Annotated in this window: 25 protein-coding genes; 10 read left to right on the forward strand and 15 right to left on the reverse strand. The window is 74.8% G+C overall.

The window, feature by feature from the left end:
- Positions 1 to 31 precede the first annotated feature (31 nt).
- The 7 genes from aroQ to AC4OR8_RS01750 are packed head-to-tail and all read right to left on the reverse strand — an operon-like array spanning position 32 to position 7201.
- On the reverse strand, positions 32 to 505 hold the full coding sequence (aroQ, locus tag AC4OR8_RS01720) for a type II 3-dehydroquinate dehydratase (protein ID WP_492163843.1): 474 nt from the start codon (positions 503 to 505) through the stop codon (positions 32 to 34).
- The gene (locus AC4OR8_RS01725) at positions 502 to 2355 is read right to left on the reverse strand and encodes a bifunctional sugar phosphate isomerase/epimerase/4-hydroxyphenylpyruvate dioxygenase family protein (RefSeq protein ID WP_492163844.1); all 1854 of its coding nucleotides are present in this window, start codon (positions 2353 to 2355) and stop codon (positions 502 to 504) included. Before AC4OR8_RS01725 ends, aroQ begins: the two co-directional genes overlap by 4 nt.
- Positions 2352 to 3353 (reverse strand): phosphotriesterase family protein, encoded by a 1002-nt coding sequence (locus AC4OR8_RS01730; protein WP_492163845.1) that lies wholly within the window; start codon positions 3351 to 3353, stop codon positions 2352 to 2354. The genes AC4OR8_RS01725 and AC4OR8_RS01730 overlap by 4 nt, the downstream gene beginning before the upstream one ends.
- Entirely contained in the window at positions 3350 to 4375 is a 1026-nt protein-coding gene (locus AC4OR8_RS01735) for a DctP family TRAP transporter solute-binding subunit (RefSeq protein ID WP_492163846.1), read from the reverse strand. The genes AC4OR8_RS01730 and AC4OR8_RS01735 overlap by 4 nt, the downstream gene beginning before the upstream one ends.
- A gap of 26 nt (positions 4376 to 4401) precedes the next feature.
- On the reverse strand, positions 4402 to 5349 hold the full coding sequence (locus AC4OR8_RS01740; protein WP_492163847.1) for a shikimate dehydrogenase: 948 nt from the start codon (positions 5347 to 5349) through the stop codon (positions 4402 to 4404).
- A complete protein-coding gene (locus AC4OR8_RS01745) occupies positions 5346 to 6620 on the reverse strand; it encodes a TRAP transporter large permease (protein WP_492163848.1) in 1275 nt (424 codons plus the stop codon). Before AC4OR8_RS01745 ends, AC4OR8_RS01740 begins: the two co-directional genes overlap by 4 nt.
- Positions 6617 to 7201 (reverse strand): TRAP transporter small permease, encoded by a 585-nt coding sequence (locus AC4OR8_RS01750; protein WP_492163849.1) that lies wholly within the window; start codon positions 7199 to 7201, stop codon positions 6617 to 6619. Before AC4OR8_RS01750 ends, AC4OR8_RS01745 begins: the two co-directional genes overlap by 4 nt.
- Positions 7202 to 7278: 77 nt before the next feature.
- On the opposite strand from AC4OR8_RS01750, the gene AC4OR8_RS01755 reads away from it, so the two are divergent.
- Entirely contained in the window at positions 7279 to 8286 is a 1008-nt protein-coding gene (locus AC4OR8_RS01755) for a LacI family DNA-binding transcriptional regulator (protein WP_492163850.1), read from the forward strand.
- Between the two features lie 12 nt (positions 8287 to 8298).
- On the opposite strand, the gene AC4OR8_RS01760 is transcribed toward AC4OR8_RS01755, so the two are convergent.
- Positions 8299 to 9315, reverse strand: coding sequence for a helix-turn-helix transcriptional regulator (locus tag AC4OR8_RS01760; protein WP_492163851.1), 1017 nt, complete (start codon positions 9313 to 9315; stop codon positions 8299 to 8301).
- A 103-nt stretch (positions 9316 to 9418) separates the two neighbouring features.
- Here AC4OR8_RS01760 and AC4OR8_RS01765 point away from each other — a divergent pair, with 103 nt between their 5' ends.
- Positions 9419 to 9886: a VOC family protein gene (locus tag AC4OR8_RS01765; protein WP_492163852.1), complete on the forward strand. Its 468-nt coding sequence runs from the start codon at positions 9419 to 9421 to the stop codon at positions 9884 to 9886.
- 51 nt (positions 9887 to 9937) lie between these two features.
- On the opposite strand, the gene AC4OR8_RS01770 is transcribed toward AC4OR8_RS01765, so the two are convergent.
- Positions 9938 to 10789 carry a helix-turn-helix transcriptional regulator gene (locus tag AC4OR8_RS01770; RefSeq protein ID WP_492163853.1) on the reverse strand — a complete coding sequence of 284 codons (852 nt, stop codon included), beginning with the start codon at positions 10787 to 10789 and terminating at the stop codon, positions 9938 to 9940.
- 103 nt (positions 10790 to 10892) lie between these two features.
- On the opposite strand from AC4OR8_RS01770, the gene AC4OR8_RS01775 reads away from it, so the two are divergent.
- From AC4OR8_RS01775 to AC4OR8_RS01785, 3 genes are all read left to right on the forward strand, one after another.
- Positions 10893 to 11663: an SDR family oxidoreductase gene (locus tag AC4OR8_RS01775; RefSeq protein WP_492163854.1), complete on the forward strand. Its 771-nt coding sequence runs from the start codon at positions 10893 to 10895 to the stop codon at positions 11661 to 11663.
- 539 nt (positions 11664 to 12202) lie between these two features.
- The gene (locus tag AC4OR8_RS01780; RefSeq protein WP_492163855.1) at positions 12203 to 12799 is read left to right on the forward strand and encodes a TetR/AcrR family transcriptional regulator; all 597 of its coding nucleotides are present in this window, start codon (positions 12203 to 12205) and stop codon (positions 12797 to 12799) included.
- 50 nt (positions 12800 to 12849) lie between these two features.
- Positions 12850 to 13251, forward strand: a complete 402-nt coding sequence (locus AC4OR8_RS01785) for a PaaI family thioesterase (RefSeq protein ID WP_492163856.1) — start codon at positions 12850 to 12852, stop codon at positions 13249 to 13251.
- Positions 13252 to 13373: 122 nt separating this feature from the next.
- Here AC4OR8_RS01785 and AC4OR8_RS01790 read toward each other — a convergent pair whose 3' ends face one another.
- The 5 genes from AC4OR8_RS01790 to AC4OR8_RS01810 all read right to left on the reverse strand — a co-directional run bounded on the left by AC4OR8_RS01790 (position 13374) and on the right by AC4OR8_RS01810 (position 18596).
- Positions 13374 to 14885 carry a dihydrolipoyl dehydrogenase family protein gene (locus AC4OR8_RS01790; protein WP_492163857.1) on the reverse strand — a complete coding sequence of 504 codons (1512 nt, stop codon included), beginning with the start codon at positions 14883 to 14885 and terminating at the stop codon, positions 13374 to 13376.
- Between the two features lies 1 nt (position 14886).
- Positions 14887 to 15474 carry a hypothetical protein gene (locus tag AC4OR8_RS01795; RefSeq protein WP_492163858.1) on the reverse strand — a complete coding sequence of 196 codons (588 nt, stop codon included), beginning with the start codon at positions 15472 to 15474 and terminating at the stop codon, positions 14887 to 14889.
- A gap of 286 nt (positions 15475 to 15760) precedes the next feature.
- On the reverse strand, positions 15761 to 16750 hold the full coding sequence (locus AC4OR8_RS01800; RefSeq protein WP_492163859.1) for an LLM class flavin-dependent oxidoreductase: 990 nt from the start codon (positions 16748 to 16750) through the stop codon (positions 15761 to 15763).
- Between the two features lie 71 nt (positions 16751 to 16821).
- Entirely contained in the window at positions 16822 to 17937 is a 1116-nt protein-coding gene (locus tag AC4OR8_RS01805) for a sensor histidine kinase (protein WP_492163860.1), read from the reverse strand.
- Positions 17934 to 18596, reverse strand: a complete 663-nt coding sequence (locus tag AC4OR8_RS01810; RefSeq protein WP_492163861.1) for a response regulator transcription factor — start codon at positions 18594 to 18596, stop codon at positions 17934 to 17936. The genes AC4OR8_RS01805 and AC4OR8_RS01810 overlap by 4 nt, the downstream gene beginning before the upstream one ends.
- An 86-nt stretch (positions 18597 to 18682) precedes the next feature.
- Between AC4OR8_RS01810 and AC4OR8_RS01815 the strand changes: the two genes are divergently transcribed.
- The 5 genes from AC4OR8_RS01815 (at position 18683) to AC4OR8_RS01835 (ending at position 24121) form a co-directional block, all read left to right on the forward strand.
- Positions 18683 to 19285 carry a M15 family metallopeptidase gene (locus tag AC4OR8_RS01815; RefSeq protein ID WP_492163862.1) on the forward strand — a complete coding sequence of 201 codons (603 nt, stop codon included), beginning with the start codon at positions 18683 to 18685 and terminating at the stop codon, positions 19283 to 19285.
- A gap of 33 nt (positions 19286 to 19318) precedes the next feature.
- Entirely contained in the window at positions 19319 to 20584 is a 1266-nt protein-coding gene (locus AC4OR8_RS01820; RefSeq protein WP_492163863.1) for a sensor histidine kinase, read from the forward strand.
- Positions 20581 to 21258 (forward strand): response regulator, encoded by a 678-nt coding sequence (locus AC4OR8_RS01825; protein WP_492163864.1) that lies wholly within the window; start codon positions 20581 to 20583, stop codon positions 21256 to 21258. Before AC4OR8_RS01820 ends, AC4OR8_RS01825 begins: the two co-directional genes overlap by 4 nt.
- 155 nt (positions 21259 to 21413) lie before the next feature.
- On the forward strand, positions 21414 to 22184 hold the full coding sequence (locus AC4OR8_RS01830) for an ABC transporter ATP-binding protein (protein ID WP_492163865.1): 771 nt from the start codon (positions 21414 to 21416) through the stop codon (positions 22182 to 22184).
- The gene (locus AC4OR8_RS01835; protein ID WP_492163866.1) at positions 22181 to 24121 is read left to right on the forward strand and encodes an FtsX-like permease family protein; all 1941 of its coding nucleotides are present in this window, start codon (positions 22181 to 22183) and stop codon (positions 24119 to 24121) included. Before AC4OR8_RS01830 ends, AC4OR8_RS01835 begins: the two co-directional genes overlap by 4 nt.
- A 22-nt stretch (positions 24122 to 24143) precedes the next feature.
- Here the strand turns inward: AC4OR8_RS01835 and AC4OR8_RS01840 are convergent, their stop codons facing one another.
- Positions 24144 to 25523: a wax ester/triacylglycerol synthase family O-acyltransferase gene (locus tag AC4OR8_RS01840; RefSeq protein WP_492163867.1), complete on the reverse strand. Its 1380-nt coding sequence runs from the start codon at positions 25521 to 25523 to the stop codon at positions 24144 to 24146.
- Between the last annotated feature and the right edge of the window lie 60 nt (positions 25524 to 25583).

The raw sequence follows: 25583 nt of genomic DNA on the forward strand, positions 1-25583 counted from the left end.
TCGACCCGGCCGCCGAGGGGTGGTCGGCCACCTAGCCGCCGGCCGCCAGCGCCTCGATCGCGAAGCGGTAGCCCGCCGGGCCCAGCCCCGCCACGACCCCGAGGCAGACGGCCGCGAGGTGGGAGTGGTGACGGAAGGCCTCGCGGGCGTGGACGTTGGAGAGGTGCACCTCGACCGCGGGCAGCTCGCTGCCCGCGACCGCGTCCCTGATCGCGACGGAGGTGTGGGTGTAGGCCCCCATGTTCAGCACCGCACCCACCGCGGCGCCGGCCCGGGAGTCGGCGCCGGCCTCGTGGATCCACTCGATCAGCTCGCCCTCGTGGTTGGACTGGCGGAAGACCAGCTCCAGGCCCGACCCCGCGGCGGCATCGGCGCAGACGGCGCGCAGGTCCTCCAGCGTCCCGGCTCCGTAGTGCCGGGGCTCGCGGGTGCCGAGCAGGTTGAGGTTGGGACCGTTGAGCACGTGGACCCGCCGCCCCGGCGGCACGGCCACCACCGGACTCACCTCCGCCCCGTCCGAGCCACCCGGTGGTGCTGCGCGGCCAGGCGCACCGGCGCGTTCGGTGCGCCGTACCCCTCGTAGCCGCCGTCGCGCTGGACCACCTCGAAGAAGACCCCGCCCGTGGTCTCGGTGTAGAAGTGCACGAACTCGCCGTGGCCGTCGCGGTCGTACAGCACCCCGAGCTCCTGCATCTGCGCGAGCCGGTCGTCGGGCAGCCGGAAGCGGGCCTGCACGTCGTCGTAGTAGTTGGCCGGCACCGGCAGGGGCCGCAGCCCGCGCTCGTGCGCCCGGCGCGCCACCCCCATGACGTCGCTCGAGGCGAACGCCACGTGCTGCGGGAACCCGTGGGGGTGGGCGAAGGCCAGCGGCGCCACGTTGAGAGCCAGCCGCACGGCGCCGTCGGCGCTGCGCACGACGTGGCTGCGCACCAGGCCGGTGGGCGCGGCGACGTCCTGGCTGCTCCCGGAGCCCAGCGACAGGACGCTGCTGTAGAACAGCACCGCCTCGTCGAAGTGCTGCCAGGAGTGGGCCAGGTTGACGTGGTCGATCCCGCTCACCAGGGGGTCGGTGCCGGGGTCCTCGCCGTGCTCGAACTCCCCCACCCAGGCCGCGTCGTCGACCGCGACCCCCGCCAGGAACACCTCGGTGCCGTCCGGACCCCGGAAGGCCGCGAGCTCCTGCTCGTGGGCGTGGGTGCGTCGCACCACCGTCGGCGCCTGGAGCGCCCGCGCCCGCTGCGCGGAGGCGGCGGGGTCGGCCACCTCGAAGCCCACCGCGGCCAGCGTCGGCGCCCAGTCGCGCGCCTGCTGCTCGTTCAGGATCACCCGCGCACGCCCCTGGCTCCACAGCCGGACCGGCTTCGTGCGGTGACGGCCGCGGAAGACGAAGCCGAGCTGCCGCAGGACCGCGTCGACGTCGCTGGCGTCCTCGGCCTTGACCTCCACGAAGTCGAACGCCGCGGGCGGCGAGACCCGGGGCAGGCGCCGCGGGCCGTCGGCGAGGTCGGCGAGGTCGGAGAGGTCGGCGGCGGGCGGGGGCGCGAGCTGCGCGACCTGGTCCTCCAGCCAGGTCAGCGAGCGCTTCGCCTGCTGGGCGGTGCGCAGGCCGTCGGTCTGGCGGAACGTGTCGTTGAAGACCTCGAGCGAGAGCGGGCCGGCGTACCCGGCGCGCAGGACGTGGCCGACGAAGGTCGCGAGGTCGAAGGTGCCCTCACCGGGGAACAGGCGGTGGTGACGGCTCCACGACAGCACGTCCATGGTCAGCGCGGGCGCGTCGGCCAGCTGGAGGTAGAAGATCTTCTCGCCCGGGATCTCCTCGATCGCGGCGGGGTCGTGGCCCCGCGACAGGATGTGGAAGCTGTCGAGGCACAGCCCGACCGCCGGGTGGTCGGCGAGCTCGACCACCCGCCAGGCCCGGCGGTAGTCGTCGACGAAGCGGCCCCAGGCCAGGGCCTCGTAGGCCAGACGCACCCCGTGGGCCTGCGCCAGGTCGCCGAGACGGCGCAGCTGGTCGGCGGAGACCTGGTCGTCGTCGACGGTCGCCGTCGCGACGTTGCTGCACACGAGGGCGGTGTCGATGCCGAGCCGGTCCATCAGCCGGAACTTGGCCTCCGCCCGGTGCACCACGTCGGCGAACAGGTCCTCGCTCACCCCCTCCGCGTCGCGGAACGGCTGGTAGAGGTCGAGGGTGAGCCCCAGTCGGTGCGCCAGGGCGGCCAGCTCCTCGGGGCTCTCCGCGGAGGCGACGAGGTCGGGCTCGAACACCTCGACGCCGTCGAAGCCCGCCTCGGCCGCCGCGTGCAGCTTCTCCGGGAGGGTCCCGCTCAGGCAGACGGTGGCGATCGACGTCCTCACCGGGCCACCGCCCCGGCGACGACCGGCTCCAGCAGCCGCGCCGGGTTGACCACCAGCAGCTGGTGGACGTCGTCGTCGGTCGCGCCGCCGCCGAGCAGCTTCGCCACGATGCGCGTGGAGATGTTCTCCATGTGCCAGTGCGGCGCGTGCCGGGCGCGCCACGAGGGCGGGGTGACCCGGCTGAAGAAGGCGGCGTCGTGGGAGAGCACCATCTTCTCGACGTACCCGAGGTCGATCAGGTCGAGCACGGTGCGCGTGCGGGCCTCGTCGGACAGCACGTGCTCCATGCCGAACCGGTCCATGCCGATGGTCGCGCCGGCGTCCATCAGCTCGCGCAGGTAGTCGACGTCCTCGCTGTCGCCGCAGTGGCCGATGACGAGCCGCTCGGGGTCCACGCCCCGTGCGGTGAGGAACGCCAGCTGGTCGCGGCCGTTGCGCGAGGGTGCATGGGTGTGGGTGGTGATCGGCACCCCGGTCTGCTGGTGGGCCTCGGCAGCCGCGGTCATCACCCGGCGCACGTCGTCGGTCAGCCCCGGGCGGTCGGTGACCACCTTGAGCATCGCCGCGCGCACGCCGGTGCCGGCGATGCCGGTCTCGATGTCGGCGAGGAACATCTCGGTCAACGGGTCGGGCCCGTCGTCGATCAGCAGCCCCGGTCCGTTGTGGTGGAAGTACGGCGGCAGCGAGTCGGCGGTGTAGTAGCCGGTGGAGGCCAGCAGGTTGACGCTGGTCCGCTCGGCGACGGCGGCCACCCGGGCCACGTCACGGCCGAGACCGAGCACGGTCAGGTCGACCACGGTGCGGATGCCGAGGTCGCCGAGCCGGTCGAGACCGGCGACGGCGGTCTCGACGGCCGCGGCCTCGTCCCACTCGGGGTGGGGGAAGTTCAGGTCGAGCTCCGGGTGGCCCACGAAGACGTGCTCGTGGATGAGGGTCGGGCCGAGGTCACCGGCCGCGACCGGTCCCCGGAAGGTCTGGACGTCCCCCGCGGCGCTCACTCCGCCGTGCCCCGGATGGCCTCGTAGATCGCGAGCTGCTCGGCGTCGAAGCTGTCGCGCAGGGTCGCGTCGGCCTGGGTCCGGAACGCCTCCACGTCGACGTCGTCGACGACCTCGATCGCGCCGGACTCCTCCCACTCGGCGAGGGTCTTCTCCTCGTCCTCGGCCACGCAGCCCGGGACCTCCTCCACGGCCTTGTCGACCGCCGACTGCAGGACGTCCTGCTGCTCGCTCGACAGCTCCTCCCACACCCCGCCGACGATGACGAGGTTGGAGTTGGCCTGGTGGGCCGAGAGGCTCAGGTAGTCCTGGACCTCCTGCAGCGAGACCGCGGCGATGTTGGTGATCGGGTTCTCCTGGCCGTCGACCGTGCCCTGCTGCAGCGCGAGGAACAGCTCCTCGTAGGCCACCTCGGTGGCGTCGGCGCCGAGCGCCTCGGCGTTCAGCAGGAACTGCGGCGAGTTGGGGAAGCGCATCCGCAGCCCGTCGAGGTCCTCGGGCGTGCGGATCGGCTCGTTGGCCGTGAAGTGGCGGTCACCGGCCGACCAGGCGCCGAGGGTGTTCACGCCGGTCTCCTCGGCGAAGCCGTCGACCAGGTCCTGGGACGCCTCGCTCTCGAAGAAGCGCACGAGGTGCTCGGCGTCGTCGAAGGCGTAGGCGGCGTCGACCACCGCGACCGGCTCGTAGACCGCGCCGAGGGCGGAGGCACCCTGGATGTCCATGTCGATGTCGCCGGAGACCACCGAGGCGATGCGGTCGGCGTCGGCCCCGAGCTGGCTGGCGGGGAAGATCTCCACCGACATGCCGGCGTCGGCCGCGGCCACCTCGTCGGCGATGACCTGCGCGCCGCACCGGTGCTGCGGCTGGGTCTCGGTGTAGCTGTGGGCCAGCGTGATCTCGATGCCGTCGCCGGACCCGCCGTCCTCGCCTCCGCAGGCGGTCAGGGCCAGCAGCGGGGCGACGGCGAGGCAGGCCAGGGCGGCGCGCCGCCGGGCCGGTCGGGTGGTGTCGGGGAGTGTCATCTCGGTGGTTCCTCTCGTGGGGTGGTTCAGGACGGGTGGGGCTGGTGGGGCCGGTCGGCCTGCCCGGACGACGCCGGCTCGGACGACGCCGGCTCGCGTGCCCGGCGCACCTCGGCGTCGACGAGCTCGTCGAAGTCGGCGAACATGGCGGCACGGTCGGCGGCTCGCCCGGTGATCAGCTCGAAGGCGTCGGCCGCCTGGTGGACGGCCATGCCGGCGCCGCTGAGCGTGCGGCAGCCGCGCCGCTCGGCGTGCTGCAGCAGCTCGGTGTGCAGGGGGCGGTAGACGATGTCGGCGACCCACAGGTCGGGGCGCAGCAGGTCGGGCGGGAGCGCCGTGCCGGGGTGGGCGGCCATGCCGATGGGCGTCGCGTTGACGACGCCGTCGGCGGCACCCACGGCCGCGCCCACGCCGTCGCCCGGCACGACGCGGACGTCGACGTCGTCGGCGACGCGGCGCACCGAGCGGCACAGGGTCTCGGCCCGGGCCGGGTCGTGGTCGCTGACGCCCAGCCGGCGCACCCCCTGCCCCACGAGGGCGTGGGCGACCGCGGTGCCGGCGCCGCCGGCGCCGAGGAGCACCACCTCGTCGTGGCGGGCCCCGGCGAGGCCGTCGGAGAAGGCCCGGGCGAACCCGGTGACGTCGGTGTTGTGCCCGACGGTGCCCTCGGCGCCCACGAGCACCGTGTTGAGCGCCCCGATCGCCTCGACCTGCGCGCTGACCCGGTCGACCAGCGGCACCATCGTCTGCTTGACGGGGTGGGTCACGTTGAGCCCGTCGAAGCCGAGCTCGACCGCTGCGGCCAGCAGGGCCCGCAGCCGGTCGGGGGTGACCTGCTCGGCGGTCAGGTCGACGGTCTTGTAGACGTAGCGCACCCCCTGCCGCTGGGCCTCGCGCTCGTGCATCTCGGGGGTGAGCGACGGCCCGACGCCCTGGCCGAGCAGGCCGCTGAGGAACGACCTCCGCGCGCTCACAGCCCGAGCCTCTGCGGCAGGTACAGGATCGCGTCGGGGAAGAAGATGATGCCGAAGCAGATCAGCACCAGCGGCACCAGGAAGGGCACCGACCCGTAGAACACCTCGGCCATCCGGGCCTTCGCGATCGCCTGCAGGACGAAGATGACGGTGCCGACCGGCGGGGTCAGCAGGCCGATCATCTGCGACAGGATCATCAGCACGCCCAGCGCGATCGGGTCCACGTCGTACTGCGCGCTGATGGGGATGAGGATCGGCACCGTCAGCGTCAGCACGGCCACGGCGTCCAGGGCGGTGCCGAGCACCAGCGAGAGCACGAAGACGATCAGCAGGAAGACCGTCGCGTCGTCGGTCAGGCCCAGCACCAGCTCCGAGAGGTCCTGGGGCACCCGCTCGCGGGCGAAGATGTAGCCCAGCAGGCTGGCCGAGGCGACGATCAGCATGATCGCCCCGGTGGTCAGCACCGCCTCGGTCAGCACCTTGGGCAGGTCACGGAGCGTCAAGGTGCCGTAGGCGAAGCCGAGGACCGCCATGTACGCCGCGCCGACCGCGGCCGCCTCGGTCGGGGTGAACAGGCCACCCAGGATGCCGCCGAGGATGATGACCGGCGCCCCCAGCGGGGCGATCACGCGGCGCCCGGTGTACCGCACCCGCTCCCAGCTGAACTCCGTGCGCTGGATGTTGGGGTCGCGGCGCACCCAGATGAAGACCACGACGGCCAGCCCGAGCGCCATCAGCAGCGCGGGGACGACCGAGGCGGCGAACAGCGCGCCGGTGGAGACCGCGGCGAGACCGGCGTAGATGACCGCGGGGATGCTCGGGGGCATCACCGGCGCGATCAGGGACGCGGCGCCGGTGACGCCGAGGGCGAACTTCCTCGAGTAGCCGCTGCGCAGCATGGCGGGGATCTGCAGCTTGCCCAGCGCGGCCGCGTCGGCCACGGCCGACCCGCTCATCCACGAGAAGCCGACGCTGACCCCGATGCTGACGTAGCCCAGGCTCCCCCGCACCCGGCCGAGCAGCGCCAGCGCGAAGTCGAAGAGACGGTCGGCGATGCCGGCGTGGTTGGCCAGCGAGCCGAGCAGGATGAAGAGCGGCACGGCCAGCAGCGGGAAGCTGGCGGTGGCGTTGGCGACCAGGCGCAGGGCCAGGCCCAGGGACTGGTCGGTGGTGACCATGTAGAGCAGGCACGGGCCGATGAACGCGAACGCGATCGGGACGCGGACCAGCAGGAGCGCGGTGATCAGCAGGCTCAGGACGAGGAGGCTCATGCGGTCTGCACCCCCGCGACCGCGTCGCCGTAGTCGGGGTCGGGGGCACCCAGCACGGCGTACCGCACGGCGGCCACCAGGGCGCGCACGACCGTGCTGACGAAGCCGATCATCGAGATGCCGTAGAGCCACGACATCGGCATCCCCATGGCGGGCGAGGTGAGCATGCCCTGGGAGTCCACCAGCTCCCGGGCCTCGAGGGTCAGGGCGACGCCCACGGCCGCGACCACGAGGCAGGACAGGACCCGCACGACGCGACGCACCATCGCGTTGCCCAGGCCGTCGACCATCTCGATCGCGATGTGGGAGTCGGTGGTCACCAGCACGCCGGCGACCACGAAGGTCAGCCAGACCAGCGAGAAGCGGGCCAGCTCACCGGTCCACGACCACCCGTCGACCGGGAGGTAGCGCTGCGCGGCCTGCACCAGGACCAGGAAGAAGATCAGCAGCAGGGCGACCGCCCCGAGCGCGATCTCGACCGCGGCGGTTGCCCGCGCCGAGCGCCGCACCCACGTGGGCGGGTCGGTGAAGAGCGACGTGAGGCGCCCCGGGGGTGTCGGTGGGGGTGTGTTCGTGGTCACAAGCCAGGACGGTAGAGAAGTGACGACAACCACGGCAAGCGGTTGCCACGGTGTTGCCAAGGCGGTTCACTGGACGGGTGACCGCGCCCACCATCTACGACGTCGCCCGGGTCGCCGGCGTCGCCACCTCGACCGTGTCACGCGCCTTCTCGAGCCCGAACCGGGTCAGTGCCCGCACCCGCGAACGCGTGCTCGAGGTCGCCGCCGAGCTTGGCTACCAGCCCAACCCCCATGCCCGCGCCCTGCTGTCGGGACGGCACCAGACGATCGCGATGGTGGTCTCCGACATCACCAACCCCCACTACTTCGACCTCATCCGTGGCGCCGAGATGCGGGCGCGCGCCTCGCAGTACACGTTGGTCCTCGTCAACGCCGAGGAGTCGCCCCGGGTGGAGTACGACCAGGTGCAGCGCCTGGTCCCGGCCGTCGACGGCTTCGTGCTCGCCGCGAGCCGGCTGCCCGACGAGAACCTGCGCCAGGTCGCCGGGCAGCGCCCCGTCGTCCTGATGAACCGGGAGCTGACCGGCCTGGCGAGCGTCGTGCTCGACCACACCCGGGGCTGCCACCAGATCGTCGAGCACCTCACGTCGCTGGGCCACCGCGACCTGGTCTACCTCGCCGGCCCCCGCAACTCGTGGATGGCCGCCACCCGGTGGTCGGCCCTGGCCGCCGCCGCGGCCGAGCTCGGGGTCGGGGCACGCCGCCTCGGCCCGTTCACGCCTCGGGTCGCCCAGGGCGGGGCCGCCGCGGACAGCGCGCTGAACGCCGGCGCCACCGCGGTCGTCGCCCACAACGACCTGCTCGCCATGGGGGTCGTGCAGCGCCTCGTGCAGCGCGGGCACGCCGTGCCCGGCGACGTCAGCGTCGTGGGCTTCGACAACATCTTCGCCGCCGAGATGTGCACGCCCAGCCTGACCACCCTGGGCGGCGCCCACGTCGACGTGGGACGCACCGCCGTCGACCTCCTCCTCGACATGCTGGCCGGGGCCGGCCGCTCCCACACCGACCGGCCCCAGGTCGCCCTGCCGACGGAGCTGGTCCTCCGCGAGTCCACGGGCGCCGCGACACCCCCGTCCACGTCGTGACGAGTGCGGGCGTCAGCCCGCGGCGCTCGCGGCGTTGCGGGTGGCGAGCAGGGCGAACGCGTCGGTGAGCTCGGGCGGACCGACCACGTCGACCTCGGTGTCGAACCGGGTGAGCGAGGCGGCGAGAGCCACCCACGACCACGACCCGGCCTCGACGCGGCACCGGCCGGGACCCAGGTCGCTCACCCGGGCGTCACCGGCGAACGGCGCGACGTCGCTCGCCGGCCGGTGCAGGACGACGGTGCCGCGACACGGCCACCGGTCCTCCTGGTCGGAGCCCTTGAAGCGCGCGGCCACGTAGCCGGCGACGTCGCCACCGGGCACCTCCCGCGGCACGAATCGGGGTCCCGTCGGCGTGCGCGGGGTGAGGCGGTCGGCGCGGAAGATGCGCCAGTCCTCGGCGTCGAGGTCCCACGCGACCAGGTACCACCGCCCGCGGGAGGTGACGAGGTGGTGCGGCTCCACCCGGCGCGGCGGCCCCGCTGCCGGGTCGGCGGCCGGGTCGGCTGCCGGCTCGGCGGCGGGGTCGGCGGCGGGGTCGCGGCCGGCGTGGTCGAGGCGGAGGACGACGCGGTCGCGGACCGCGCCCGACAACGCCAGCAGCACGTCGGTGGACGCCGTGGTCGCGGCCGGTCCTCCCGGCCGGTCGCGGAGGGTGGTGAACTGGAGCGCGTCGAGACGGTGTCGCAGGCGTGAGGGCAGCACCTGCCGCACCGTGGCGAGGGCTCGCAGGGCCGCCTCCTCGCCCCCCGCCCCGGCGGCGGTCGCCGCCTGCAGCGCCACCGCCAGCGCGACGACCTGGTCGTCGTCGAACAGCAGCGGCGGCAGCTCGCTCCCGGCCTCGAGGCGGTAGCCGCCGTCCGGGCCCATCGTGGCGTGGATGCGGTAGCCCAGCTCGCGCAGCCGGTCGACGTCGCGGCGCACCGTGCGGTCGCTGACGGCCAACCGCTCGGCGAGCAGGCCGCCGGGCCAGTCCCGCCGGGTCTGCAGCAGCGACAGCAGCGCCAGCAGGCGGGACGTCGTCGTCATCACCCGATCCTAGGTCCGGTGCAGGACAGAACCCGTCCTGGACCGGTGGGAACGTCGGTCGTGCCGGGGAGAGGCCCCGGCACCGCCCTCACCAGGAGCAGCCATGAGCATCACCACGACCACCCACCTGAACTTCCACGGCGACGCCCGCGCCGCCCTCGACCTCTACCGATCGGTCTTCGGCGGCCAGGTCGTCGTCACCACCTACGCCGACCTCGGCATGCCCGCCGACGCGCCCGGCGCCGACAAGGTCGTCTTCGGCCAGGTGGAGTCGGAGGACGGCTTCCGCGTGATGGCCTACGACGTCCCCGGGCTCACGGGCGGCTCCGCGGCCGGCGCGGGCTCGGCCCGCCGCGAGAACGCCACCACGGTCACCGACCAGCGCTACTTCGTCTCGGTGCGCGGCGAGACCCTGGCCGAGGTGCAGGGCCTCTGGGACGGCCTGGCCGACGGCGCGACCGTCGTCGAGCCCCTCGCCGCGTCGGCGTGGAGTGCCGGCTTCGGCATGCTCACCGACCGCTTCGGCGTGACCTGGGTGCTGGACGTCGCCACCGCTCGCGACGCCGAGTAGGCCCGAGGACGCCGTCCCGGCCCCGGCGGCCGGGGCGGAGCCCAGCGGCCCTCAGCCCTCCGGCGCGCCGGGAGACGCCGTCCGCGCGCGGGTCGCCGCGATGCTCCCCAGCAGCCTCAGCCCGGCCTCGCTGCTGGAGCCGCGCTCGGCGTGGTAGACGACCAGCTCCTGGCCGGGCGCCGACCGGACGTCGAACACGTGCATCTGCAGCGTGAGCCCACCCACGTCGTCGTGGTGGAGGCGCTTCGCCGTGAGCCGCTTCTCCCGTGCGTCGTACCGGTCCCAGAGCCGGGTGAAGGCGGGGCTGCCGGCGAGGAGGCGCTGGAGGACCTCCTGCACCCGGGCGTCGTGGGGCGTGCGCCCGTGGAGCATGCGGAACCCGGCGACGGAGTCGGCGGCGACCTCGGCCCAGTCGACGTAGAAGGAGCGTGCGGCCGGATCGAGGAACACCTCGAGCATCAGGTTGGTGCCCGGCTCGAACCCTGCGAAGAGCGCGCGGGCGATGTCGTTCGCCGCCAGGACGTCGTAGGCCCGCCCGAGCACGACGGCGGGGTCGTCGGGCCAGGTCGCCATCAGGGCCAGGAGCTGCGGGTCGACGGGCCCGCGCCCCACGGGTCGGGCCGGGCCGGGGACCAGGCCGGCCACCTGGAACAGGTGGCGGCGCTCGTCGTCACCCAGCTGCAGCGCCTGGCTCAACGCCTCCAGGACCGCCCCGGACGGCGTCGTCTCGCGGCCCTGCTCGAGCCGGGTGTAGTAGTCGAAGCTGACGCCGGCGAGGGTGGCCACCTCCTCCCGGCGCAACCCGGGCACCCGACGCACGCCCCGGGTGCTGATCCCCGCGTCGGCCGGGAGGACCCGACCCCGTCGGGCGCGGAGGTAGTCACCCAGGGCGTTCACGCTCACGGTGCCGATGCTAGGCGGCGCGCGGCCCCGCACCATGGGTGCAGCACCCCTAGGAAGAGCTCGGCCATTCACGTCAGGCGGCGACGGACCCAGCCTGGGTGGCATGACCACGAACGACACGACCACCCCGCCCCGCAGCACCCCCCACGACCGGCTGGTCGTCCTGGTGACCGGAGCCACCAGCGGGATCGGCCGGGAGGTCGCACGGCACCTGGCCGCCGAGGGCCACCAGGTCGTCGCGACCGGCCGTCGCCTCGAGCGGCTCGAGGAGCTGCGCCGCGACGGCGAGGCCGCCGGCGACACCCCGATCGACGTCCGGCGCCTCGACGTCACCGACGGGCGGGCCTACGAGCGGCTCGTCGCCGACGTCGTCACCGAGCACGGCCGCCTCGACGTCCTGGTCGGCAACGCCGGCGCGATGCTCCTGTCGAGGCTCGACGCCGGCCTGGTCGAGGAGTGGGACCGGATGATCGACATCAACGTGCGGGGGCTCCTGCACGGCTTCGCGGCGACGCTGCCCGTCTTCCGGCGCCAAGGCGCGGGCCACGTCGTCACGATCGCCTCGATCGGGGCCCACCAGGTCTCGGAGACGGCGGCGGTCTACTGCGCGACCAAGTACGCCGCGTGGGCCCTGACCGAGGGCCTGCGCCTCGAGTCCGACCCGGGCCTGCGGGTCACCACGATCTCCCCGGGCGTCGTGGAGTCGGAGCTGAGCACCCACATCACCGACGAGTACGCCGCCGACCTGATGGTCGGCTACCGCGCCACCGCGATCCCGGCCTCGGCGATCGCCCGCGCGGTCGACTACGCCATCTCGCAGCCGGCCGACGTCGATGTCAACGAGATCGTCGTGCGGCCCTCGGGGCAGCGGTAGCAGCCCGCCCGGCCCGGGCCGCCCCCCCGTCGTCCGGCGTCGCCAGCGGCGCGGGGCGGACGCCGTAGCGGGCCTGGTCGACAAGCACCTCGACCCGATGGCGTCGCGCACCGTCTCGGGACGGTCGCGGGTGTCGTCTGCTGGGACCGGGGATGGCAGGTCCCAGCACTGGCTGCGGGGGTCTCGACACGGGCGCCAGCGCGCCCTGCTCGACCAACGAAGAGCGGGGACCTCGGTGGTCGAGTGCCGAGGAGCGCCAGCGACGAGGTGTGTCGAGACCACCCACCCGTCCGCTGGGACTGGCCCGGGGCAGGTCCCAGCGCGGGCTGCGGGGGTTTCGACACGGGCGCTGGCGCGCCCTGCTCAACCAACGATGAGGGGCCGGCGCTGCGCGCCCTGCTCGACTGACGAAGAGCCGGGACCTCGGTGGTCGAGTGCCGAGGAGCGCCAGCGACGAGGTGCATCGAGACCACCCACCCGTCCGCTGGGGTCCAGACCCGGAGCGTAGGAACCGACCGTTCTTTCGCTAGGCTCGCGGGATGACCGCCACCCCGCGCGACCAGAAGCGCTCCGAACCCCGCGACAGGCTCCTGCGCACCGCGAGCGGGCTCTTCTACACCAAGGGGATCCGCGCGGTCGGCGTGGAGGAGCTGCTCGCGGAGGCGGGGGTGACCCGGGCGACGCTCTACCGGCACTTCGAGGGCAAGGACGACCTGGTCGCGACCTACCTGCGCTCGGCGCACGACAGCATGCGCGCGCAGGTGGAGTCCGCCCGCGCCGGGGAGGACTCCGCGGACGCGCAGATCAGGGCCGTCGCGCGGCTTATCGGGTCGCAGATCACCTCCGCGGGGTTCCGCGGCTGCGCCTTCCTCAACGCCGCCGCCGAGTACCCCGACGCGCAGACCCCGGCCCACCGGGTGGTCCTCGAGCACCGTGCGTGGTTCCTCGAGACCATGACGGAGCTGTTCACCCGGGCCGAGGCACCTCAGCCCGCGCCCGCCGCGCAGCACTTCGTGATGATCCGAGACGGCGCGATGGCGGCCGGCTGCCTCTCCGATCCCGAGGAGGTGGCCGCCGTGCTCTTCCGCGGCGTCGACCGCATGCTCACGGTGATGGCGGCCGCCAGGGACTCCTGAGGACACACGACCCGCCCACCTCACCCCGCGCCCGACCACGAGGAGCACCAGTGACCCTCACCGCCGACGACGTCTACGCCCTCGCGCCGTACGCCCGCACCCTCGGTGTCACCTTCGACGCCATGACCGCCCACGAGCTGCGGACCGGCCTCGCCTTCAGCCCCGCCCTGTCCACGACGGGCGGGCCGCTCCACGGCGGCGCGCTCCTGGGCCTGGCCGACGTCAGCGCCGCCGTGTGCGCCGTGCTGAACGGGCCACCCGGCACCCTGCCGGCGACCGCCGACTCGACCGCGCGGTTCCTCCGCCCGCTCCACGGCGACGCGGCCGCGGTCTCGCGGCCGCTCCAGGTGACGCGGTCGAGGGTGGTCGTCGAGGTGGAGGTCCGCGACGCCGCTGGTGAGCTGTGCGTCAAGGTGACCCAGGCCGTCGCCCTCCGCGCCCCCGCCGGCTGACGCCGGCACCCCACGACCCGAGAGGCCCCGCAGCCGGCGCGGCGCTCGCCGCGGGACTGTCGGGGCCGTCGGGGCCGTCGTGGTGACCGACCCCTCGCGGGCCGGTCCCGCGACCGGTGCGGTCAGGCGACCACGAGGGAGGTGGCGGCGTCGTCGTCGAGCGGCATGGCGGGCCGGCCGTAGGCCTCGAGGAGGCGGAGCCAGACCTCGCTGATGGTGGGGAACGCCGGGACGGCGTGCCACAGCCGCGGGATCGGCACCTCGCCGACCACCGCGATCGTGGCGGCGTGGATCGTCTCGGCCACGTCGCTGCCGACGAGGGTGACGCCGAGGACGACCTCGCGGTCGAGGTCGACGACCATGCGGGCCCGGCCGCGGTAGCCGTCGGCGTGCAGGACGGCGCCGGCGACGGCGCCGAGGTCGTGGTCGACGACCCGGGTGCGGTAGCCGGCCGCCTGCGCAGCGGCCGCCGACAGCCCGACCGCGGCGACCTCGGGGTCGCTGAAGACGACCTGCGGGACCGACTGCAGGTCGGCGGTCGCGGCGTGCCAGCCCCACGGGCGGTCGTCGACCGCGACGCCGGCGGCGCGGGTGACGATGGCGTCGGCCGCGGCGCGGGCCTGGTACTTGCCCTGGTGGGTCACCAGGGCGCGACGGTTGACGTCGCCCACGGCGTAGAGCCAGCCCTCGGCGAGGACGGCGCCGGTGGGGTCGGTGACACGGAGGGTCTCGTCGACGGCGAGCCAGCCACCGTCGACCAGGCCGACGGTCTCCAGCCCGAGACCGGTGGTGTTGGGGGTGCGCCCCACCGCGACGAGCACCTCGTCGGCCTCTACCTCCGCGCCGTCGCGCACGGTCAGGACCACCGTGCCGTCGACCCGACGGGCCGAGGTCACCTCGGCGCCGAGGCGTACGTCGACGCCCTGCTCGGTCAGCGACTCGACCACCAGGTCGGCGGCGAACGGCTCCAGGGTGGGCAGGATCCCGTCGCGGGCCAGGACGGTCACGGTGGACCCCAGCGCCGAGAAGGCGGTGGCCATCTCGGTGCCGACGACCCCGCCGCCGACGATCGCGAGCCGGGCGGGGACGTCGCGCACCGCGGCGGCCTCCCTGCTGGTCCACGGCGAGACGTCGGCCAGACCGGGCAGCCCCGGCACCAGCGCGGAGGTGCCGGTGGCCACGACCACCGCGTGCCGTGCCGTGAGCGTCGTGACGGTGCCGTCGGGCTCGTCGGCCGACGGGCCGGAGACGACCTCCACCTTGCGGGCGCCGGCGAGGCGGGCCCGCCCGCGCACCAGCTCGATGCCGGCGCCGCGCAGCCAGGACACCTGCCCGGCGTCGTCCCAGCCGGAGGCGAACCGGTCACGGCGCGCCAGCACGGCAGCGACGTCGACGCCACGCACGGCCTCCGACGCCCCGGGCAGCCGGGAGGCGGCGTGCACCGCGGCGACGCTGCGCAGCAGGGCCTTGGTGGGCATGCACGCCCAGTAGGAGCACTCCCCGCCGACGAGCTCGTCCTCCACGACCACCGCGGTCAGCCCGCCGGCGACCACACGGTCGGCGACGTTCTCCCCGGCCGGGCCGGCGCCGATGACGACGACGTCGAACTCGCGCACGTCCTGCACGGCGCCCATCTCAGGCCACCTCCGTCGTGGCGTCCGTGGTGACGGCGGGGCGCGCGGTGCGCCCCAGGCGGAGCGCGGAGACCAGGAAGAAGATGCCGCCGAGGACGGCGTACCCGGCCAGGGTCGTCACCGAGTCCGCCTTCGCTGCGGAGGCGGCGAAGCTCGCACCGGCCAGGACCGAGAGGCCACCGCTGAGCATGATCGGCAGCTGACCGCCCAGGCCACGGCGCACCACGCCGACCGCGAGCTGCACCGCACCGGCGGTGATCGCCCAGGCGCCCCACACCAGCAGGATCGCCTTCGTGTCGTCACCGGCGACGGCCAGGGCAACCGCCGCGACGACGCTCAGCGCGATGTTGACGTGGAGCGCGACCGACGACCTGGCGCCGTCGCCCGCGGTGCGCCTGTCGACCACGGCAGCTGCGACGTCGAACGCCGGGTAGAGCACCAGCAGCAGCACCGCCAGTCCCCCGACCGGCGAGGAGGCGGCGGCGAACAGCGCGGCCCAGACGAGCGCGAAGCCGAAACGGGCGAGGTAGAGGCGGCGCAGCGCCGAGCCTGTCTGCGTGCTCGGGGGTTCCGTGGTGGACGTGGTCATGGTGGTGCTCCTTCGAGGACGTGCGAGACGGGTGACCGCCGGCCTCGGCAGGCACTGCCTGCGGCGAGGTGGGTGCGCTCAGGTAGAACGACCGGTCGCCCTCACTCTGGCACGCGCGACCTGCACGGTCAACCGATCGTTCTTTCTCTGTCCCCGGGCAGGTGCAGCGAACGGCCGCCGGCACTCGGGCCCGGAGCGCGCGAAGAGCCAGGGCCCACCAGGAGCCCGCGGGTGGGTCCTGGTGGGCCCTGGTGGACCGGCACCGGTCGAGCCGGCGTGGCAGCGCCTACGCGGCGACCGACTCCATCGCCTCGGCGGTCAGGGTGACCGACCTGAGCCGGGCCTCGGTGCTGGGCGCCTGGTGGGCGGTGATCAGCTCGTCGGCACCGACGTGCTCACGGAACCCCTCGAGGTAGCGCGCGACCTCGGGGCCGTCGCCCACGGCGGCGTAGGTGAACATCTGGTCGACGTGGTCGGCGCCGCCGCGGCGCAGGAGCATGTCGGCCTCGGCGTCGCTGAAGCTCTGGCCGCGACCGAAGAGGGTCACCGCGATCGTGCGTCGCGCGGCCTGCAGGTTCTCGCGGGCCTGCGCCTCGGTGTCGGCGGCGACGACGTTCACGCCGGCGATCACGTACGGCTCGTCGAGCTGCGCCGAGGGCGTGAACTCACGCCGGTACGCCGCGACCGCGGCCTCCAGCGCCTGGGGTGCGAAGTGGCTGGCGAAGGCGTAGGGGAGGCCGAGGGCCGCGGCGAGGTGGGCGCCGAACATCGAGGAGCCGAGGATGTACAGCGGGACGTGGGTGCCCTGCCCGGGCACCGCCGACACCCCGGCCACCCGGGACTCCTCGCCCAGGAAGGCCTGCAGCTCCTGGACGTCCTGCGGGAAGCTCTCCGAGGCGCCCGGGCCCCGACGCATCGCGTGGGCCGTGGCCTGGTCGGAGCCGGGCGCCCGGCCCAGCCCGAGGTCGATCCGGTCGGGGTACATCGCCGACAGCGTGCCGAACTGCTCGGCGATCGTCAGCGGCGAGTGGTTGGGCAGCATCACCCCGCCGGCACCGAGCCGGATCGAGGACGTGTGCGCACCGACGTGGGAGATCAGCACGCTGGTCGCCGACGACGCGATGCTCGGCATGTTGTGGTGCTCGGCGTACCAGACCCGGCGGTAGCCGTGCTCCTCCGCACGCTGCGCCAGCGCGACGCTGGCCGCGATGCTGGTGCCGACGGACTCCCCCTTCGCGATCGGGGCGAGGTCGAGCACGGACAGCGGGGTGCGCATCAGGTGGAGCCTTCCAGTCGTCGTCTCCTGACCGAACACGCCCGGCGACGGTCCTCTTCCCGGCCGCGGGGTCAGGCGCCGGGGCGCGGTCCCGGGTCGGGGAACTCGACGGTCACGGCCAGCCCGCCCGCAGGCCGGGCCGCGAGCTCGAGCCCGGCCCCGTGCGCGCGGGCGACGGAGGCCACGATGGCCAGCCCGAGACCGCTGCCGGCCGGTCGGTGCGCCGACCGGGTGCGGCCCCGCCCCCGCACGAACGGCTCGGTGAGCGCCGGCACCAGCGCCGGGTCGAGGACCTCCCCGGTGTTCTCGACCGTGAGCCGCGCGCGGCCCCCGGCCGACGAGGTGGAGACCCAGGTCGTGCCGTCGGGACGCGGCTGGTGCTCGGCGGCGTTGCGGAGCAGGTTGCTGACCAGGCGCTCGACGAGCTCGCGGCTGCCGGCGACGACGGCGGGTCGCAGGTCGCTGACGACGGCGTGGGTCGTCGCCGGCAGCGAGGGGTCGGCGAGCGCGTCGCGGACGGTGTCGGCGAGGTCGAACGTCCGGGCGTCGAGCTCCTCGCGCCCCAGGCGCGCGAGGAGCAGCAGGGCCTCGACCGTGGCGATCGAGCGCGTGTTCATCTCCTCGAGCCGGGCGAGCACCTGCTCGGTGTCCCTTCCGGCGGGATCGGCTCGGGCCACCTGGATCATCGTCCGGGTCACCGCGAGCGGGGTGCGCAGCTCGTGGGAGGCGTTGCTGGTGAAGCGCTTCTGCTCGTCGAAGGACCGCTCCAGGCGGGCCAGCATGTGGTCGAAGGCGTCGGCCAGCCCGCGCAGCTCGTCCCGGGGCCCGGGCAGCTCGATGCGGTGGGCGAGCGAGCCGTCGGCGGCCCGGGTGGCCGCCGCGCTGATCGCGGCGAGCGGGGCCAGCACCCGCCCGGCGATCACCCAGCCGCCGCCCACCCCGGCCAGGGCGAGGAACGCCAGGCCGTACCCGAACAACGGCACCGCGGCCTCGATCAGGTCGCCGCGGCCCGGTGCGAACGACTCGGTGCGCGCCACCACGAGGTTGTCGTCGGGCACGTAGCGCAGGACGACGAGGAGCAGCACGATCAGGGCGGCGCCGGTGAGCAGGACGAACCCCGCGTAGCTCAGGGTCAGCTTCCACCTCAGGCTGAGCCCGGGTCGGCGTCGTGGGCGAGCCTGCGTCACGGCGCCTCGAACCGGTAGCCGACCCCGGTGACGGTGTGGATGACGGGTGGGTCGCCGAGCCGTCGGCGCAGGGTCGAGATGGTGATCCGCACCGCGTTCGTGAAGGGGTCGGCGTTCTCGTCCCACGCCCGCTCCAGGAGCTCCTCGGCGCTCACCACGCCACCGGCCTCGCTCATCAGCACGTGGAGAACGGCGAACTGCTTGCGGGTCAGCCCGACGTAGCGGTCGTCGCGGTGGACCTCGCGACGGAACGGGTCGAGACGGACGCCGCCGACCTGCAGCACCGGTGGGGCGCCCTGAGCCGGACGGCGGGCCAGGGCCCGCAACCGCACGACCAGCTCGGTCAGCTCGAAGGGCTTCGTGAGGTAGTCGTCGGCCCCCAGCTCGAACCCGGACACCTTGTCGGCGAGGTGCTCGGCCGCCGTGAGCATCAGGATGCGCGGTGACGGGTCGGCGAGCACCAGGCGGCGGGCCACCTCGTCACCGTGGACCACCGGGAGGTCCCGGTCGAGGACGACCACGTCGTACTGCGTGTGCGCGGCCATCTCCAGGGCCGCTCCGCCGTCGAGCGCGACGTCGGCGGCGATCGCCGCGAGCCGCAGGCCGTCCTGGATCGCCTCGGCGAGGAAGGGCTCGTCCTCGACCACCAGAACCCGCATGGCCCGATCGTAGGTCTGCGGGCATGTGGCCGACGTATGCAGAAGTCGAGACGCCCCGACAACACGCCGACGACTGTCCTGGGTGCATGACCCTCCCCGGAACAGCACCTCGACGCCCCCGGCTGCCACGCCGGGCCTGGCCCGTCCTCCTCCCGCTGGCGCCCCTGGTGGCCGGTGCCGCCGTGATGGCCCACCTGGCCGGTGCCTCCGGCCTCGAGCTCCCCGTCGGAGACCGGCACGCCCCGGCGTCGGCGTCGGCTGCGGCCGACGGCGACCTCGGCGGGGAGTCGGTCGCTGTCGACGCCGACGTCCCCGCCCTGGACCGGCTCGACCCGGAGCTGCTCGCCGCCGTCCGCGCAGCGGCGACCGACGCGACCGACGACGGCGTCGAGCTGCGGGTGACCAGCGGCTGGCGCAGCCGCGCCTACCAGCAGCGCCTGCTCGACGAGGCCGTCGCGACGTACGGCAGCCGGGAGGAGGCCGGCCGCTGGGTGGCCGGCCCCGACTCCTCCCGCCACACCACCGGCGACGCGGTCGACATCGGCCCGACCGACGCGGCCTACTGGATGGCCGAGCACGGCGCCGACCACGGCCTGTGCCAGACCTACGCCAACGAGATCTGGCACTACGAGCTGCGCGACCTGGTGGACGGCGACTGCCCGCCGATGCGGCCCGACGGCTCGTCCTGACCCACCGGTCCCCCGCATGGGTAGGGTCGCCGCGTGGCCCCCGACCTCCCCCGGCGCGAGCGCGTCGTGGTCGGCGGCTGGGCCCTCGCGCTGGTCCTGCTCGGCGTCGTGGTGCTCGTCGCCGAGCTGACGCCCGCCGAGGTGCCCGACGGGCCGGCCCCGGCGTGGTGGGCGTGGACCGTGGGGGTGGCGGCCCTCACCGCGCAGGCCCTGCTGCTGCGGTGGCGCTTCCACGCCCCCGACCAGGCGCTGGTCCTGGTCTGCCTGGTCGCCCCCCTGGCCGCGGGCGCGGGCCTGGGCGCCGCCCTCGGGGCGACGACGGTCCTCGTGCTCGTCGCCACCTACCTCCTGGTGGCCGGGACGGCCTGGCCGCGCCCGGTGGCGGCCCTGGCGGCCGGCGCGGCGCTGGTTGCGCTGGGCGAGGTGGTGCGCGCCGCCCGGGGCGAGGGCCTCTCCGCCGGGTCGGTGGGTGCGGCCGTCGTGCAGGGCGTCCTCACCGTGGCGGTCGCCGCGATCGCGGGTGCCGCAGCCGGAGCGCGGCGTGAGGCCACCCGCGCCCGGCGCGAGCAGGTGCGTGCCGTGGCCGGCGAGCAGGCCGCGCTCACCCAGGCCGCCGTGGCCCGGCAGCGCACGGCGATGGCCCGCGAGCTGCACGACATCGCCGCCCACCACCTCTCGGGCATCGCGGTGATGACGGCCGCGCTCGACCGGCAGATCGACACCGACCCCGAGGGAGCGAAGGTGGCCGTGCGTCAGGTGCGTCGGCAGAGCACGGTGATGCTGAAGGACCTGCGCAACCTGGTGGCCCTGCTCCGCGAGGACGACCCCGGCTCCGAGGCGCCCGGGGTCGAGCCCGAGACCCTCGGGGGGCTGCCCCACCTCGTCGACGACGCCGTGGCCTCGGGGCGCGACGTCGTGCTGACGGTGCTCGGCGGTGGGGTCGACCGCCTGGCCGACCTCGACGTCGGGCCCCTCGCGCAGCTCGCGGCCTACCGCACCGTGCAGGAGTCGCTGGCCAACGCCGCCCGGCACGCGCCCGGCGCGCGGTGCGAGGTCGTCGTGGACTCCCGGGAGGCCGCCACCGTGGTCGTCACCGTGCGCAACGAGCGGCCCACCTCGCCGCCGTCCCCGGCCGGTGGGCGCGGGGGCTTCGGGATCGTCGGCATGCAGGAGCGCGCCGAGCTGACCGGGGCCCGCCTGCACACCGGGCCGACCCCCGACGGCGGGTACGTCGTCACCCTCGCGCTCCCCACCGCGACGGAACCACCGGCGGGACCACCGACGGGACCGGACCGGTGAGCGGGGACGTCGTGCGGGTCGTCATCGCCGACGACCAGCCACTGGTGCGTGCCGGGCTGGCCACGATGATCGGCGCCGAGCCCGACCTGGAGGTGGTCGCCACCGTGGCCGACGGGCGGGCGGCGGTCGAGGCCGCCCGGTCGCTGCGGGCCGACGTGGTCTGCATGGACATCCGGATGCCCGGCACCGACGGCATCACCGCCACCGCCGAGCTCTGCGGCCCCGACGTGACCGACCCGGTCCCGGTGCTGGTCATCACGACCTTCGACGTCGACGAGTACCTGTTCGGCGCGCTCGAGGCCGGGGCCTCCGGGTTCCTCCTCAAGGACGCCGAGCCCGAGGCCGTGGTCGACGCGGTGCGTGCGGTGGCCACCGGTCAGGGCACGCTGGACAACTCGCTCACCCGCCGGGTCCTCCAGGAGGTGGTGACCCGGCGGCGCACCCGGCCGGTGGTCGCCGCCCGCGCCACCGACCTGCTCACCCCCCGCGAGACCGACATCCTGCTGCTGCTCGCGCAGGGCATGTCGAACGACGACATCGCGCGTGCGCTCGTGCTGGAGGTCTCCACGATCAAGTCGCACCTCGCTCGGATGCTGCCCAAGATCGGCGTGAAGTCGCGCCTGCAGGCGGTCGTGTGGGCCTACCAGAACGGCCTGGTCAGGGCCGACGGCTGACCCGCTCCCACGCCGTCGGGGGCCACCACCGGGACGCCGCCCGGGCGGGTTGCATCCAAAGGTGGAACCGCCGCAGTTGCATCCTGCGCGGCTCGTGGCCGGGCGCGCGCGTTCCTAGCGTGGACGTCGCCAGCCCACCGAGCCAGGAGCGACCCATGACCGCCACGACCACCGCGCCCGACCCGGGCCACCCGCCGCCGCCGGGACCCGCGATCGCGCTGCACGACGTCCGCAAGACCTACCACAGCGGCCTCGAGACCACCACCGCGCTGGGCGGGGTGTCCCTCACGCTCCGTTCCGGCTCGCTCACCGCGGTCGTCGGCCAGTCGGGCTCGGGCAAGTCGACCCTGCTGCACTGCGCCGCCGGGCTCGACCGGCCCACGAGCGGTCGCGTCGTCATCGGCGGCCACGACATCAGCGAGCTCTCCGACGACGGCCTGACCCGCTTCCGCCGCGACCACATCGGCTTCGTCTTCCAGGCGTACAACCTGATCGGCCACCTCAGCGTGCGGGAGAACGTCGAGCTGCCGCTGCTCCTCGCCGGCCGACGCGCCGACCCGAGCTGGGTGGCGCACCTCGTGCACCGGATGGACCTCGGGGCGCTCCTCGACCGGTTGCCCACGGAGCTCTCTGGCGGCCAGGCCCAGCGCGTGGCCATCGCCCGCGCCCTGGTCACCCGACCCACCGTGGTCTTCGCCGACGAGCCGACCGGCGCGCTCGACTCCGCCACCGGCGCGGCGGTGCTCGACCTGCTGCGCGGCAGCGCCCACGAGCTGGGCCAGACCGTCGTGGTCGTCACCCACGACAGCCGCGTCGCGGCCGCCGCCGAGCGGGTGCTGGTGCTCGCCGACGGCCTGCTGGTCGACGCGCTCGACGCGCCGAGCGCCGAGCAGGTCACCGCCCGCGTGCTGGCGACCGGCCGATGAGCGCCGTGACGTCGCGCGACGCCCCCGGCACCGCCGCTCTGCGCGGGCTCGCGGTCGCCGGCGCCCGCGCCAGCTGGCCCGGCGCGACCGGCACCGCCCTCGTCATCGCCCTGGCCTCGGCCCTGACGACGCTCACCGGCGTCATGGTCGAGTCGGGGCTCCGCGAGCCCGCCGGCGGCGGTGGCCTGCTGGTCGCGCTGGCCTCGTCCTTCGCCGGCACCGCACTGGTCCTCGTGGTCGTCGTCGTCGCGGCCACCACCACCCTGGCCCTGCGCCGCCGACGCCGCGAGTTCGCCCTGCTGCGCGCCGTGGGGGCGACCCGCACCCAGGTGCGGCGGCTGGTCTCGACCGAGGTGCTGCTCCTCAGCGCGGTGGCCGCGCCGCTCGGCGCCGTGCCCGGGCTGCTCCTCACCCGGTGGCTCGACCCGGCGCTGCGCGACGCCGGCGTGGTCGGCCCGGGCTTCGCGTCGTCCCTGTCCCCCCTCCCCGCGCTGGGCGCCATCGCGCTCGTCGTGCCGACGGCGCTGCTGGCCAGCCGGCTCGCCGCGCGGGAGACGGTGCGGGCGGCCCCGACCGCAGCGATCCGAGACAGCGCCGCCGAGGTCACCCCCGTCGGTGGCGTGCGCCGCACCGCGGCCGTGCTCACCGCCGTCGCCGGCCTGGCTGCGGCAGGCACCCCGCTGGTCGTCCCGGGCGTCGTCGGGGGAGCCCTGGCCGCCACCTCGGCGTTCCTGCTGATCGGTGCCGCCGCCCTCGCCGGTCCGGTCCTGGTCGAGTGGACCTTCGCCCACGCCGCCCGGGCCGCCTCCCGGCGCAGCAGCGCACCCACCCGACTCGCGCTGGGCAACCTGCGCGGCTTCTCGCGCCGCCTGACCACCGTCGTCGTCCCGCTCGCGCTGGTGCTCGCCGTCGGCACCACCCAGAGCACCGTCGACCGCGCGGTGCAGCGAGCCGCCACCGAGCAGCTGGGCGCGGCGCTCGGCACCGAGCGCGTCGCGTCCTCCGGCGCCGGCCTCACCCGAGCCGACCTCGCCGCGCTGTCGGCAGCACCCGGCGTCACCGCGGTCGTGCCCCTGGCCGACGCCCCCGCCCAGGTGCGCGTCGACGACGAGGCCGGGCTCCCCGAGAGCCTCGTCTGGGAGGCCACCACCCTGCGGGCGGTCGCGCCGGACGTCGACCCCGCACGCTTCGACCCCGGCGTCTCCGAGGGCACGCTGGCCGACCTGGGCGGCCCCGACACGGTGGCCCTCAGCTCCGACACCGCGTTCGAGACCGGTCGCGGGCTCGGCGACACCCTCACCGTCCGGCTCGCCGGGTCCGAGGTCGGCCTGAGGGTCGTGGCCGTCTACGACCGCGGACTCGGGGTCGGCGGCCAGCTCGTCGGCCCCCGCACCCTGGCCGACCACGGGGTGACCCCGGTCGTGCACCTCGCCCTCGTCGACACCGACGCCACCGCCCCGGCGGCGACCAGCGCCTCCACCACCACGCCCACGCCCGAGCCCACGACCGTGCCCACCGCCGAGCACGTCGCCGCGGCGACCAGCCCGGACGCCGCCGCCCAGCACCTGTCGACACTGCTCACGCTGCTGCTGCTGCTCTTCGTCGGCCTCGGGGCGCTCAACGCGCTGGTGCTCGTCACCGCAGGCCGGCGCGACGAGCTGCGGCTGCTGCACCGCAGCGGCGCGACCTCACGTCAGCTGCTCGCGATGACCGGTGTCGAGGCCGCCGTCACCGGCCTGGCCGCCTGGGCGATCGGCACCGCGGCCGTCCTGCCCGCGGTCGTCGGGGTGAGCGCCGGCCTGCTCGGCGTCGCGGTGCCCGTCGTCGACGTGCCGACGTACGTCGGGCTCAGCGGCGCCGTCGTCGTCCTCACCGTGACGGCCACGCTGCTCACCGCGACCCGCACCGTGCGGGCCGCCACCCGGGTCACCCGGTGAGCCGGTCAGCTCGGGGACGGGGTCAGCTCGGTCGGGCGGTGCCGGCGGAGCGGGCCACCTCGAGCAGGGCCTCGACCTCGTCGTGGAAGGCCTCCAGGATGCGTTCGGGGTCGGGGATCGCCGCCGCGTCGACCTTGAAGCCCACCAGGACGTTGCCGGCGTAGCTGAAGATGCAGGTGCCGAGGCTCTGGTGCCCCGTGCCGGGCACCCACCCCAGGAGCTTGTCGATGCGCACGCCGGCGACGTACCTCGGCTCCCGCGGTCCCGGCACGTTCGTGGTCACGCCCACGGCCTTCGCGGCGAAGAAGCGCGCGAGCACCCGGCCGATGTGGCGCCCGGTGCGCCCGATGCCGTGCATCAGCGCGAAGGTCACCACCGGCTCGGGCGACCGCTTGATCGCGTCCATGCGGCGCTTGGTCTCGGCCAGGCGCGCCGCGGCGGTCCGCAGCCCCGCAGGGGTGCGGAGCAGCACCACGGCGAACCGGTTGCCGAGCGCGGCCTCGAGCGGCTCCCCGAGCGTGCGCAGGTTGACCGGGATCATCGTCACCACGTCGACCGCGTCACCGTCGTGGTGCACCTGGTAGCGGTGGAAGGCGCCGGACAGCGCGGCCACCAGGACGTCGTTGACGGTGCTGCCGGTCGCCTTGGCGACGCGCTTGACGTCGTCGAGCGGGATCGGCTCCGACCAGACGACCAGCTTGGTCCGGCTCGCCACGCCGCTCAGCGCCGTGGTCGGGGTGGTGGCCACCAGCAGCTTGGCCAGGATCCCCGGCACCTGGCCGGCGAGGCCGAGCCCCTTCGACAGGGTGCGCAGGGCGACCGTGGGTCGCCCTTCGGGTGCCTCCTCGGGAGCGGCGGGGGCGGCGGGCTGGTCCGGCTGCTCGTGCGGCTGCTCGTCCGGCTGCTCGTCCGGCTGCTGGGTGACCGGTCCGCCACCGGGGGCGGTGTCGGGAGCGGTGTCGGTGAGGGAGAGGAGCACCTCGGTCAGCGCGATCCCGTCGGCCAGGGAGTGGTGGAGCCGCACGTACATCGCCGTCCCGGTCCGGTGCCCGGTGAGCAGGTGGATCTCCCAGAGCGGCCGGTCCATCGGCAGGGGCGTGCCGAGGTGGCTCGCCACGTAGTCCTGCACGGCGGCGTCGTCGGCGGGAGCCTCCAGCGCGACCTCGCGCACGTGGTCACCCAACACGAAGTCGGCCGCGTCGACCCACCGGGCCCGTCCCCCCGGGCGCCGCGAGCTGGCCGGGCGCTGGCTGAACACGGGGAACCGGTTCACCACCCGCTGCTGCACGACCTGCTCGAGCCGGGCACGGTCGACGGGGCCCGACAGCATGACCAGCGCCTCGATGACCAGGAGGTTCTCGGGGCAGTCGGCAGCGAGCCACAGGGCGTCGACGGGATTCACGATTCGGTTCCGTTCACGAGAGAAGGTCCCCAGATCGGGCGGGTCCAACGGGGCCGGACG

It is taken from the genome of Nocardioides sp. FY1077, from assembly GCF_058681775.1.